Below are 12765 nucleotides of genomic sequence, written 5' to 3' on the forward strand. Positions count from 1 at the left end.
TCAGCCGCCGGCTGACATCACGGCAGCGAACCCTGTCACGATCCGGTCGAGGTCGCCGGCCGTGAGCGAAGGGTGCACGGGGAGGGAGAGCACCTCCTGCGCTGCCCGTTCGGTCTCCGGAAGCTCGTCGGCCGGCGCGAAGCGCGCCAGCGAGGGCAGCCGGTGGTTCGGGATCGGGTAGTAGACGCCGGAGCCCACCCCGTGTTCGTCGCGGAGTGCGTCGCGCACCCGGTCGCGCTCCCCCGCGGCGACCCGCACCGTGTACTGGTGGTAGACGTGCTCGGCGCCCTCCGCGACCGCAGGCACGGTGAGCCCGTCGATACCGGCGAGCGCGGCGTCGAGGACGGCGGCGTTCTCCTGGCGCTGGCGGGTCCAGGCGGCGACCCGCCCGAGCTGCACCCGACCGACCGCGGCGTGCACCTCGCTCATCCGGTTGTTGTAGCCGACGACCTCGTTCGCGTACTGGGTCTCCATACCCTGGTTGCGCAGCAGTCGGACCCGGCGCGCGACCTGTTCATCGACGCACGAGACCATGCCGCCCTCGATCGCCGTCATGTTCTTCGTCGGGTACAGGCTGAACATGCCGAACCTGCCGATGGTCCCGGCCGGCCGGCCTCGCCAGGCGGCACCGTGGGCCTGCGCGGCGTCCTCGTAGATGTCCAGGCCATGGTCCCTGGCGACCTCCTCGATGTCGTCCACGAGGAACGGATGCCCGTACAGGTGCACCGGCATGATGCCTTTCGTGCGGGCGGTTACGGCGGCACGGACCCGCGCCGGATCCAGCGTGAAGTGCCTCGGCTCGATGTCGACGAACACCGGCGTCGCGCCGGCCAGGACCACGGAGTTCGCCACCGCCGCAAAGGTGAAGGACGGCACGATCACCTCGTCGCCCTGGCCGACACCGGAGGCGAGCAGGCCCAGGAGCTGGCCGCTCGTCCCCGAGTTCACCGCGACGGTGGTGCGGCCCTCCACGAACTGCGTCGCGAACTCGCGCTCGAACGCCGCCACCTCGGGGCCCTGGGCGAGCATGCCGCTGCGGAGCACGCGTTCGACGGCTGCCACCTCATCGTCGCCGATGAGCGGCGCGGCGGCCGGGATGAAGTCCTTCTGCATGGGTATGTCCTTCGTCGGGAACGGCTCGGCGCGAGCCGGATCGGAGGTGGAGGCAGGAATCGAACCTGCGTGCACGGTCTTGCGGACCGCGACCTGGCCACTCGGTCACTCCACCGGGTCAGGTGTCCTCACGCGCCCGGCGGCGAGTACCCCTGCAGGAAGCGACCGAAGCGCTGCACCGCATCGATCAGGGTGTCGGTCTCGGGCAGGAAGGCCAGGCGCACGTGATCGGCGTCGGCGCCGTTGAATGCGCGGCCGTGCACCAGCAGGATGTGCTCCGCATCGAGGAAGTCGAGCACCAGACGCTCGTCGTCACGGATGCCGAACACCTCAGGGTCGAGGCGCGGGAAGAGGTAGAGCCCGCCACCCGCCTCCTGCACATCGACGCCGGGGATGGCTCGGAGCGCAGCCGTGGCGGCATCGCGCTGCATTGTCAACCGCCCCTCGGCCGAGACGAGCGCGTCGAGCGATGCGTCGTGCTCCAGGGCCGCCGTGATCGCGTGCTGTGCCGGCACGGACGCGCACATCCGCATCGAGGCGAGCAGCCGCAGACCCGAGAGGAAGGGATCGTCCGCAGCGAACCCGGTCGTCAACGCCCAGGCCGCCCGATACCCGGCGACGCGGTGCGTCTTCGACAGGCCGGCGAAGGTGACGCAGGGCACGTCGGGGGCGACCTGCGCCGTGGAGACGTGCGTGAATCCGGGGTACACGACACGGTCGTAGATCTCGTCCGACAGCAGCAGCAGACCATGGCGACGGGCGAGCTCCGCCACGCCCTCCAGGTTCTCCCGCGGGTAGACCGCGCCGGTGGGGTTGTTCGGGTTGATGATGACGATGGCCACGGTCCGTGGGCCGATCGCCGCCGCCATGGCCTCGAGGTCGGGGAGCCACCCGGCCTCCTCCGCGCAGCGGTAGTGCACGGGCTCACCCCCGGCGAGGACAGTCGATGCGGTCCACAGCGGATAGTCGGGACTCGGGATGAGGACCTCGTCGCCCGGCTCCAGCAGCGCCTGCAACGTGAGACCCACCAGCTCGGACACGCCGTTGCCGACGGTCACCGCCTCGATCCCGAGGGACGGGAACCCGGCCCGGCGCGAGTAGTGCACGCGGATCGCCTCCCTCGTCTCCGGAAGGCCCGGTGATTCCGAGTACCCATGGGCGTGCGGAAGAGCCTCGCGCAGGGCCTCCACGATGACCGGCGGCGCCTCGAAACCGAACGGGGCCGGGTTGCCGATGTTCAGGCGGAGGATCTGCTCGCCGCGGGCCTCCAACTCGGCCGCACGCTCGGCCACCGGACCCCGCAGGTCGTAGAGCACGCCGTCGAGGCGCGATGATCGGCCGATCCGGAACGCGGCCCTGGCCGTCATTCGTCCCCCTCGGCCCCGGCCGGACCGGAAGCGGCGGCGATGTCGTCGGCCAGTCGTCGCAGGTCGGCGTCGTCGAGGTCGTGCACCGTCAGACGCAGATGGTGGCCGCCGGTCGAACCGTCCTCCAGCGCGAACTCGGACCCCGGTCGAACGAGCCATCCGCGGTGCGCGAGCCGCTCGGCGACGACCGCGGCCTCCTCGCGGACATCGACCCACGCGTTCAGACCGCTCTCCGCGGTGACGTCCGATCCACGGGCGGAGACGAGCGCGGCGAAGGACCTGTTGCGCGCGGCGTATCGGGCCCCCGCCTCCGCGATGAGCCGGTGCACGTCTTCGTCACGGAGCATAGTCGCAGCGAGCTGCTGCATGACGTGGCTCACCCACATCGTGCCGGGGCTGAGCCGGAGGGCGAGGCGCTCGGCGGTGACGGGGTCGGACGCGGTGAGGGCCAGCCGCATGTCGGGTCCGAGGAACTTGGACACCGACCGCACGAGAGCCCACCGTTCGTGGCCCGGTCCGATGACGGTGGCGTACGGAGCCGGGGCGAGCAGCGAGAAGTGGTCGTCCTCGATCACCAGGACGTGGGGGTGCGGAGCGAGCACCTCGCGCAGCTCCGCGGCACGCGCCGGACTGATGCTGACCCCCGTGGGGTTGTGCGCGCGGGGCGTGCAGACGATCGCGCGCACACCGCTCTCCAGAGCGTCACGCACGCCCTCTACTGTCATGCCCTCGTCGTCGACAGGTATCGCGACGGGCGTGTACCCCGCCAGACGCGCGGTCTGGATGCTCGAGAGGAAGCACGGATCCTCGAGACCCACGCGGTCGCCGTGCACGAGTGTCTGAGCGAGCAGCCGCTCCACCGCGTCGACCGCCCCGGCGGTGACCGAAAGACGGAAGGGGCGAGGCTGGTCCTCCGCGATCCATCGGGTCGCCCACTCGGCGAGACCGGCATCGATCACCGACTCGCCGTACAGGACGGGGCTCGGGTGCACGGATGCGAGAGCGGCGGCGAGGTCGGGAAGGAGGGCCGCCTGAGGGTTGCCGTTGGCGATGTCGCGTAGCGGGGTTCCGGGCGTGAAGCCCTCATCCGGCGTGGCGGCGGGTCCGAGCACGGTCGTCCCTGTGCGCCCACCGGTGGTCGCGATACGGGCGGTGACGAGTGTGCGGTAGGCGGCGAGCACGGTGTTGCGATTGACGCCGAGCCGCTCGGCCAGCGTGCGGACCGGCGGCAAGCGGTCTCCGGCGACGAGCGTCCCCCGTTCGACGAGGTCGCGCACGCTCTCCGAGATCTCCGCGGCGGTGACGCCGCTGATCCCGTCGGTCTCGTCGTCTCTGCTCTCCGCCGTGCCCATGACTCGACGGTAGGGGAGATTTTGACCTATGTCAAAATCTCCCCGGGGATCAGGGGCGGTCGTCGACCTCCACGCCGTCCTCGATCTCCTCCGGCTCGAGGTCGGTCACGTCGACCTCGGGCGCGTCGCCCTCCCCGTTGTTCGCGGTCGGGGGCTCGCCGTGGAATCCGGTCGTCTCGTCCTGTCGCGGATCGGTCATGATGCCTCCTCGGTTGATGGGACTCCATGATCGGTCCGCCGCGCTGCCGGAGCGAGCACCTTGACAACGCCGCCTCCGGCGGCCCGGCTCCCGATGCACGCAGGCGGAGCCCAGGTACACCGGCTACCGTTCAGGAGCGGTCGGTCCCCACGGATCGCCTCCCGCCTCCCGCACGATCACCGCGATCCCCCGACAGAGGACACGATGACCCCCGGCACTCTGCCCCTCGCCGCTTCCGCCCCCGGCTACGACGGATTCATCGGCTGGGTGCTCAGCCTGATCGAGACCCTGGGCGAGGTCGGCGTCGGCCTCGCCGTGCTCATCGAGACGTTCGTCCCGCCGATCCCCTCGGAGGCGATCCTCCCCGCAGCGGGATTCCTCGCCTATGACGGGCGGATGAACGCCTGGGGCGCCTGGGCCGCGGCCACCATCGGCGGACTCGTCGGCGCATGGATCTGGTATGCGCTCGGCGCCGCCGTGGGCCGGGACCGCACGCGGCGCATCGTCGGACGCATCCCCCTCCTCGACCACGACGACTTCGACAAGGCCGAGGCGTTCTTCGCGCGCTGGGGCGGCGGCGCCGTGCTGTTCGGTCGCTGCGTGCCCCTCGTGCGCTCGTTCATCTCGATCCCGGCCGGCATCGAGCGCATGGCGCTGTGGAAGTTCACGCTGTACACGCTGGTCGGCTCGGCGGTCTGGAACGGCATCTGGATCGGCCTGGGCTTCGCCTTCGGCCCCGCCATCCGGCCGATCCTCGAGCAGTGGAGCGGCGTGATCTCCGATGTGGTCGTCGGCGTGCTCATCCTGCTGCTTCTGGTGTTCATCGCGCTGCGCATCCGCCGCCGCATGCGCGAGGCCGCGGCACGGCGGGCAGAGGACAACGGTCAGGCCTGAGCGCCCTCCGCTCGACGACAGCGGCCGCCGAGCGGAGAGCGCCGCGCCGATCAGTCCCTCGGGGTGACGGTTCCGACTCCTCCGCTCACCGCGTGCGGGTGGAGATCGTCTCCACCGTCCGATCGGGTCGGCGGGTGCGGAAGAGCGCAGCGACCAGCAGCGCTCCGGCGAGCGCTATCCCCCCGGCCGCGATGAACGCGGCCGAGTATCCGGAGGTGAGCGCCGCGGGGTCGCCCAGGTGGCTCGCACCGAAACCTGCGGCGATCGCGGACACCGCCGCGAGGCCGATCGCAGACCCCACCTGATAGCTCGTGTTGACGATGCCGGAGGCGAGGCCGCCCTCCTCCGGCGGTGCGGACGAGATCGCCACCTGCAGGGAGGGGATGAACGCGAGGGCCTGCCCGAAAGCGACGACCAGCGACGGCCCGAAAGCATCGACCCAGTAGTTCCCCTCCGGGCGGATGAAGGCCATCCAGCCGAGCCCGGCGGCGAGCACGACCAGCCCCAGGACGATGGGCACCTTCGGCCCGAAGGCGGCGATCACGCGCGGAGCCAGCACGATCATCCCGATCATGATGAGAGCAGTCATCGGCAGCAGTGCCGCACCGGCGGGGAAGGCACTGAAACCGAGCACCTGCTGGAGGTAGAGGTTGAGGAAGAACCACATCGGGATCCACGCGGCACCGAGCAGCACCTGCGCCAGGTTCGCCGCACCGAGATTCGGCGACCGGAAGATCGACAGGCGCATGAGCGGCTCCCGCTTCACACGCTGGATGAGGAGGAACAGCGCCAGCAGGACGACACCGGCGCCGATGGCGATCCAGGTCTCGGCGGCCGCCCACCCGACGACCTCGGCGCGCACGATGCCGTAGACCAGCGCGGCGAGCCCGAGGGTCACGGTGAGGGCACCGAGGACATCCACGGACCCCTTCGCGCCGAGCGTGCCGCCGGGAAGCGCACGCCACATCACCGCGAGGACGAGCACCGCGATCGGGACGTTGATGAAGAACACCCAGGGCCAGGATGCGAACTCGGTGATGACGCCGCCGAGGAACACGCCCGCGGTGCCGCCGGCCGGAGCCGCCGCCCCGTAGAACGCCATCGCCTTCGTGAGTTCGCGCGGGTTGTGCCCGAAGAGCATCATCAGCAGCGTGAGCGCGGCGGGCGCGATGAGGGCGGAACCCGCACCCTGCAACACGCGTCCGACGAGCTCGGTGGCGACATCTCCCGCGAATCCGGCCACCAGGGAGCCGGCCCCGAGGATGACCCATCCCGTGGCGAACATGCGCCGAGGGCCGAATAGATCGGACAGGCGACCGCCGAGGAGCAGCAGGCCGCCAAGGGCGATCACGTAGGCGTTGAAGACCCAGGAGAGGGTGTTCGGGGTGAACCCGAGGTCCTCCTGCATCCGGGGCAGCGCCACGCCGATGATGGACGCGTCCATGATGACCATGAACTGCGCCAGGGCGATGAGCGTCAGGCCCCACCACCGCGCGGGACTTCTCGTTGACGATGACACGTCGTTCTCCATTCCGTCGGGTAGAGACGCCAGTCGGCGTCTCTCGTTTTAATACCCTAGGGGGGTATGGTATTCCCGACAAGGTGAAGAGGTCGTTCGTGGCAGAGCCAGGTGTCAGCCGGCGGGGTCGGCCGCGACGATGTCGCCGAGCTTCCAGGACCGATCGAAGTACGGCTGCAGCGGCCCGTAGAAACGGAAGTAGCTGAACCAGTGCCGCCCCGGAATCGTCTGCACCCAGTTCGAGCGCCCCTCCGTCGGCGGTTCCGGGCCGAACCACAGATCGACGGAGCCGTCCTCGTTGTATCGGAGGTCCTCATCGCGCGACCCGCGGTCGCCGCGCTGCTGCTCGTTGTCGATGAGGCAGCGGGTGTCGGCGTCGTACACCGTCGCAGACCAGAACAGCTTCGCCGGCACGTCCGCCGGCACGTGCAGGCGATAGGTGCGGGCACCGTCGAGCCACTCTCCGTCGGCATCGGTGTAGGCACCGAGGTAGGCCTGCCCGACACCGGGAGTGGTGCTCTTCATCGCCTCCGAGAAGCTGACAGCCTCGTAGAACCATGAGGCCCTCTCGAGGAGCTCGTCATAGCCGTCGCCCCGCTGCGCGGAGTTGTCCAGGACGATCGCCTGCTCCCACACACGGTCGGGCCAGTAGCTCCCCTGCGCGAAGCGCTTCGCGAACGTGTTCGCCTGCGCCATCAGCTCACCCGCTTCGGCGCCGCGCTCCAGGATGCGGGTGAGACGGTCGTCCGGCGCGAAGGGCTCCCCGACGCGGATGCCGAGCTGCCGCAGTATCGCCAGATAGAAGCGATCGCGTTCGTCGACGACCTCCGACTGGTAGATGCGGTGCAGAAGACGCCAGTAGTCCATGCCGCGCGGCTGATCGCCGCTCCACGGCCGACCGTCCGGAGAGATGATGCGCGTCGGTGCGGGGTCCTCCCGATCGCGGTACGGGTAGATCCGTACGGCGCGCACGAGGGCATCGGCGCGCTCCGGATCAGGGTCGAGCGTGCGGAAGCCGAACATGATGTTGACCCCGGAGGACTGCAGGATCCGGAACTCGGCCGTGATGTCTGCGGGGACGGTCGCCCCGGGCGCGACGATCACGTACTTGCCGCCGCGCCCCTGGTCCGGCCCCATCTCCCCCATCGCCCCGACCTCCCGCTGCCAGAAATCGGAGACGCCGCCGGCCGTGTGCCCCGGGGGCAGGTCGATGACCAGCGGTCCGGTCTCGGCGAGGTCGAAGAAGTTCAGGATGTACGGCGTCGTGGCGTTCGCCGTGATGAGGCCGAGACGGTCGCGATACGTCAGGTACCGGACGAGATCACTGCTCGTCGCACCGAAGACCTCCTCGTGCTGCGACTTCCACTGCGCGTAGGAGACGAGCGGAAGAGCCCAGAGGTAGGCCTGGCAGGCGAACTGGAAATCCAGCTCGTCGAAGATCGCGGGGATCGACTCCCGCGCCGGCAGCTCGCCGTCTTTCCGCACCCCGTCGATTCCGCTCGCTCCGGTCATATCCGTCCCCCTCTGTCAGCGCGCGCTCCCGCACCGCGCGAATCGGCTCCACCTGAACCCCGACAGTAGTGGGGCGGACGAGCACGCGGAAGAGGTGCGATGTCGGCGGGGCGGGGCACGATGGTGGCATGACGGACGGCTACGACCCCGCGTTCCTCGGCATCCCGCTGCCGCTGCCCGTGCCCCCGATGCCGGTGCGCGCGCTCCCTTCGCCCCGGTTCACGGTGCTGCTCGATCCGGAACGGCGCCTCGCCGCGGTGACGGGCGTGACCATCGATGGCGCCCGCCTGCGGGATCTCCCGCGCACGGGTGAGTGGCGCCTCGACCCCCGAGTGCCCGCGGAGGAACAGGCGGGGCCCGCCGTCTACGCCCGGAACGACCTCGACCGCGGACACCTCGTCCGTCGCCGCGACCCGGGCTGGGGGGAGCTCGCCGAGGCCCGCGCCGCCGCGGAAGCCACCTTCACCTACCCCAACGCGGCCCCGCAGGCGGCCGCCTTCAACCAGTCGAAGGACCTCTGGCTCGGGCTGGAGGACCACGTGCTGGCCTATGCAGAGGCGACGGCGCAGCGCCTGTCGGCGTTCACGGCCCCGGTGCTCGCGGATGCCGACCCGCCGTACCGCGGCATCCGCGTGCCCCTGCGGTACTGGAAGATCGTGGCGTGGCGCTCCGAGGACCGACTCGCGGCCGCCGCATTCATCCTCGACCAGACCGAGCTCGTGGACACGCGGGAGGGTGCCTTCGCCGTCGCGAGCCTCGGCGCCTTCCGCACGTTCCAGGTACCGGTCGCCGAGGTGACCGCCCTCACCGGGGTCGACCTCGGCCCCCTTCCCGACGCCGATGTGCTCCCCCGGCGCGGACTCCGCGAGACGGCATGGCGCCCGCTGCACACCGCCGACGACATCGTCCTGTGACAGCGGGCACCCCTCGTCACTCGCCCGCGCGCACGCCCTCCAGGGACGGGTAGTCGATGTACCCCTCGGCAGTCGAGCCGTAGAACAGCTCGGGGCGGGGCTCGTTCAGCTCGGCCCCGGTCCGCCACCGCTCCACGAGGTCGGGGTTGGCGATGACGGGACGCCCGGCTGCGACCGCGTCGGCCCAGTCCTCCGCGACCAGTTCCTCGGCCGCGGCTCGGGTGGTCTCGACGCCGAAGCCGGTGTTGACGATCAGCGGCACCCCCGCGGCCCGACGAATGGCCTGCACGAGCTCTCCGGCCGGCTCGGCGTGCAGCACGTCGACGAAGGCCAGACGCAGCGGCGCAAGTCCCTCGGCCAGCGCGGTGTAGGTCGCGAGCACGTCGGCCGCGTCGTCCTCGATGACGCCCTGGATGCCATGGGCCGGCGAGAGCCGGATGCCGGTCCGGTCGGCGCCCACGGCGGCGGCGACGGCCGCGGTCACCTCGATGGCGAAGCGGGCGCGGTTCTCGGGCGAGCCGCCGTACCGGTCGTCGCGGACGTTGGAGACCGGGGACAGGAACTCGTGGACGAGGTAGCCGTTCGCGCCATGCACCTCGACGCCGTCGAAGCCGGCCGCGATCGCGTTGCGCGCGGCCTGGACGAACTGCTCGACGACCACGGGGATCTCGTCCAGGGTGAGGGCATGCGCGACGGGCAGATCGGCCTTGCCCTTGAGGGTCCGCGTCTGCCCGGGGGCCGCCAGAGCACTCGGCGCGACGACGCGGGGCTCGCCGGAGATGTCCGGATGGCCCACACGGCCGCCGTGCATGAGCTGCATGACGATGGTGCCGCCCTCGGCGTGCACGGCGTCGGCCACGCGGCGCCATCCCTCGATCTGCGCGGGGGTCACGATGCCCGGCTGCCCGGGATACGACTTGCCTTCGAGGACCGGCCAGACCCCCTCCGAGATGATGAGTCCCTGCCCGGCCCGCTGGCGGTAGTACTCCTCGATGATCGCGGTCGGCACGCCCTCCGCGTCCGCACGGGTGCGGGTGAGCGGCGCCATGACGACGCGGTTGGACAGGTGCAGCGAGCCGAAGTCGGCGGAGTCGTAGAGAGTCACGGTGGGGCCAAGGCGTCCGCCCGCCACTGTATTCCCGTGAATCGATGACGTATTCCGGTGTATCAACCGCCCAGATCGGCGACGAGGTTCGCGAAGTGGTCGAGGTCGGCGGCGGTCCAGCCGCGCAGGCGCTCGCCGATGCGCCCCTCATACCGGGAGCGGGCGAGAGCCACGCGCTCCTCGGCCAGCGGGGTCGCCACCAGCACCCGGGCGCGGCGGTCCTCGGGATCGGGGATGCTCTCGACGAGCCCGAGCTGCTCGAGCTGACGCACCTGCCGGCTCACGGCGGACTTGTCCGTCTGCAGGCGCTCGATGAGTGCTCCCGCCGAGGTCGCCCGTCCGGCGAGGATCGAGGTCAGCACCTGGTAGCCCAGCGGCTGGAGATCCGGATGCACGGTGACCGCGGCCTCCCGCCAGCCGACACGGATGCGGGCGAACAGCCGGCCGAGCTCGTGCTCGACGCGGGCCACCGCCTGGTCGAGGTCGTCGATCGGAGCGCCGTCGGCGGGTTCGTCGGACGGGGCGCTCATATCGCCAGTGTACGGCGAAGCCCCGCGACCGGATGCGGTCGCGGGGCTGTGCTCAGACCTCGGCGAGGAGCCGGAACACCTTGGATGCGGCGTCGATCTCCGCGGGCGTGAGCTCATCGATGACAGCGCGGAGTCGGCTGCCGTACTCCCGGCGGACATCGGTGAGCGCGGTGCACGCGGCCGGTGTCGCGGTGAGCACCCTGAGCCGGCCGTCGCGCTCATCCGGCACCGAGGCGATCAGCCCGAGCTCCTCCAGCATCCGCACCTGGCGGCTGACGACGGACTTGTCCATCTCGAAGCGCTCGGCGAGCTCATGCGCGCTGGCCGAGCCCGCCCGGTCGATGAAGGTGAGCAGCTTGTACCCCGCCACCTGCAGCTCCGGGTGGACCCGGGACGCCGATTCCTTCCACAGCGACCGGGTCCGCGCGAAGATGAGGTTGAGATGCGCCTGGAGGTCGCTGAGGGCGGTATCGACGTCGGGGGTGCCGACCGCCTCGGACGCGCTCATGTCAGCGCTCCTGCTTCCGATCGTCGCGCTCGAGCACGCTCACGGACCCCGTGGTGGTCGCCGGTTCGGCCTGCCCGGTGCGGATCGTCCCGGTCGAGAGGTTCGCGCCGACCTCGGCCTCGGAGACCTCGATGACGGACTCCTCGGCCTGCTCGCGCAGCTGCTCCGCGGCGTTCTTGGTGGACAGCGGCTTGTTCTTGATGAACGCGATCGCGATGATCGCGATCACGGCCAGCGGGATGGCGAGGATGAACGCGTCCGCGATGCCGTGCCCGTAGGCGCTCTCGACGATCGTGCGGATCGTGTCGGGCAGCTCGCCCACCTTCGGCACGTCGCCGGAACCCAGGCGCTCCAGGGCGCTGATCTCGTCGGGCGTGGTCGGGACGAAGCCCTTCAGACCGTCCTTCATGAAGTCGGCGACGCTCGTGGAGAGCAGCGACCCCATGACGGTCACACCGATGGTGCCGGCGATCGTACGGAAGAAGTTGACGTTCGACGAGGCCGCGCCCAGCTGCTGCGGAGCCGTGTCGTTCTGCACGATCAGGGTCAGGTTCTGCATGACCATGCCGAGCCCGGCACCGAGGACGAACATGTAGACAGCGACCAGCGGGAACGGGGTGTCGTAGCGCAGCGTCGCCATCAGGCTCACGCCGATCGTGGCGAGGATCGAGCCGGTGACCATCCAGCTCTTCCACTTGCCGAAGCGGCTGACGAGCTGGCCGATGATGATCGACGCGCCCATCTGACCGATGATCATCGGGATGGTCATCAGGCCCGACTCGGTGGGCGTCGCGCCCCGGGCCAGCTGGAAGTACTGCGCGAGGAAGACCGAGGTCGCGAACATCGAGACGCCGATCGCGATCGAGGCGATGACCGACAGCGTGAAGGTGCGGTTGCGGAACAGCGTCATCGGGACGATCGGCTCCTTGACGAAGAACTCGACCACGATGAAGGCGGCGATCGCGACGACCGCGGTCACGATGAGCGCGATGCTCGTCCCGGAGTCCCAGTCGAACTGGTTGCCACCCATGGACACCCAGATGAGGAGCGTCGAGACGCCGACGGCGAGCAGGACGATGCCGAAGTAGTCGATCGAGACCTTCGTGCCGCGCTGCGGCTTGGGCAGGTGCAGCGTGAACTGCAGCAGCACGAGGGCGAGGATCGCGAACGGGACGCCGACGAAGAAGTTGGAGCGCCAGCCCCACACGTCGGTGAGGAGTCCGCCCAGCAGCGGTCCGCCGATCGTGCCGAGGGCCATGATGCCGCCGACGACGCCCATGTACTTGCCGCGCTCACGCGGCGAGATGATGAGGGCCACCGCGATCATGACGAGCGACATGAGACCGCCGACGCCGATGCCCTGCACGACGCGGACAGCGATGAGCATGTTCGTATCGGTCGAGAATCCGGCGATCACGGTGCCGACCGTGAAGAGGATGAGCGAGATCTGGACGAGCACCTTGCGGTCGACCAGGTCGGCGAGCTTGCCCCAGATCGGGGTGGAGACGGCGGTGGCGAGAAGGCTCGCGGTGATGACCCAGGTGTACTGCGACTGCGTGCCGCCGAGGTCGGCGATGATGACCGGCATCGAGGTCGAGACGACCGTGCCGGAGAGCACGGCGACGAACATGCCGACGATGAGGCCGGAGATCGCGGTGAAGACCTCGCGGGCCGAGCGCGTGGTCTCGGAAGAGGATGAGGTGTGTGTCACGGGGGAATGCTCCTGCATAGAAAGTTGATCGAGATCAACCA

At 70.1% G+C, this 12765-nt stretch carries 12 protein-coding genes and 1 tRNA gene; 2 read left to right on the forward strand and 11 right to left on the reverse strand.

The window, feature by feature from the left end; all coding sequences use genetic code 11:
* The 5 genes from RI211_RS14160 to RI211_RS14180 all read right to left on the reverse strand — a co-directional run bounded on the left by RI211_RS14160 (position 1) and on the right by RI211_RS14180 (position 4031).
* A complete protein-coding gene (locus tag RI211_RS14160; protein WP_315638367.1) occupies positions 1-1113 on the reverse strand; it encodes a DegT/DnrJ/EryC1/StrS family aminotransferase in 1113 nt (370 codons plus the stop codon).
* Between the two features lie 44 nt (positions 1114-1157).
* Positions 1158-1228: transfer RNA gene (locus RI211_RS14165), tRNA-Cys, on the reverse strand.
* Positions 1229-1241: 13 nt separating this feature from the next.
* Entirely contained in the window at positions 1242-2480 is a 1239-nt protein-coding gene (locus RI211_RS14170) for an aminotransferase class I/II-fold pyridoxal phosphate-dependent enzyme (protein ID WP_315638366.1), read from the reverse strand.
* Positions 2477-3832 carry an aminotransferase class I/II-fold pyridoxal phosphate-dependent enzyme gene (locus tag RI211_RS14175; RefSeq protein WP_315638365.1) on the reverse strand — a complete coding sequence of 452 codons (1356 nt, stop codon included), beginning with the start codon at positions 3830-3832 and terminating at the stop codon, positions 2477-2479. Before RI211_RS14175 ends, RI211_RS14170 begins: the two co-directional genes overlap by 4 nt.
* A 49-nt stretch (positions 3833-3881) precedes the next feature.
* Positions 3882-4031 carry a hypothetical protein gene (locus RI211_RS14180; protein WP_187662366.1) on the reverse strand — a complete coding sequence of 50 codons (150 nt, stop codon included), beginning with the start codon at positions 4029-4031 and terminating at the stop codon, positions 3882-3884.
* Positions 4032-4235: 204 nt separating this feature from the next.
* On the opposite strand from RI211_RS14180, the gene RI211_RS14185 reads away from it, so the two are divergent.
* A complete protein-coding gene (locus RI211_RS14185) occupies positions 4236-4925 on the forward strand; it encodes a DedA family protein (protein ID WP_187662367.1) in 690 nt (229 codons plus the stop codon).
* Between the two features lie 85 nt (positions 4926-5010).
* Here the strand turns inward: RI211_RS14185 and RI211_RS14190 are convergent, their stop codons facing one another.
* A complete protein-coding gene (locus RI211_RS14190) occupies positions 5011-6444 on the reverse strand; it encodes an MFS transporter (RefSeq protein ID WP_315638364.1) in 1434 nt (477 codons plus the stop codon).
* Between the two features lie 114 nt (positions 6445-6558).
* Positions 6559-7956, reverse strand: coding sequence for a DUF1254 domain-containing protein (locus RI211_RS14195; RefSeq protein ID WP_315638363.1), 1398 nt, complete (start codon positions 7954-7956; stop codon positions 6559-6561).
* 128 nt (positions 7957-8084) lie between these two features.
* Between RI211_RS14195 and RI211_RS14200 the strand changes: the two genes are divergently transcribed.
* Positions 8085-8870, forward strand: a complete 786-nt coding sequence (locus RI211_RS14200) for a DNA/RNA non-specific endonuclease (RefSeq protein WP_315638362.1) — start codon at positions 8085-8087, stop codon at positions 8868-8870.
* Positions 8871-8886: 16 nt separating this feature from the next.
* Here RI211_RS14200 and RI211_RS14205 read toward each other — a convergent pair whose 3' ends face one another.
* From RI211_RS14205 to RI211_RS14220, 4 genes are all read right to left on the reverse strand, one after another.
* A complete protein-coding gene (locus RI211_RS14205) occupies positions 8887-9975 on the reverse strand; it encodes an alkene reductase (protein WP_315638361.1) in 1089 nt (362 codons plus the stop codon).
* A gap of 62 nt (positions 9976-10037) precedes the next feature.
* Positions 10038-10505 carry a MarR family winged helix-turn-helix transcriptional regulator gene (locus RI211_RS14210; protein WP_315638360.1) on the reverse strand — a complete coding sequence of 156 codons (468 nt, stop codon included), beginning with the start codon at positions 10503-10505 and terminating at the stop codon, positions 10038-10040.
* A gap of 52 nt (positions 10506-10557) precedes the next feature.
* Positions 10558-11013 (reverse strand): MarR family winged helix-turn-helix transcriptional regulator, encoded by a 456-nt coding sequence (locus tag RI211_RS14215; protein WP_187662372.1) that lies wholly within the window; start codon positions 11011-11013, stop codon positions 10558-10560.
* A gap of 1 nt (position 11014) precedes the next feature.
* Positions 11015-12742 (reverse strand): MDR family MFS transporter, encoded by a 1728-nt coding sequence (locus tag RI211_RS14220; RefSeq protein WP_187662373.1) that lies wholly within the window; start codon positions 12740-12742, stop codon positions 11015-11017.
* Positions 12743-12765 lie beyond the last annotated feature (23 nt).

The organism is Microbacterium meiriae (assembly GCF_032364335.1).
In the GTDB taxonomy this organism is placed as follows: domain Bacteria; phylum Actinomycetota; class Actinomycetes; order Actinomycetales; family Microbacteriaceae; genus Microbacterium; species Microbacterium meiriae.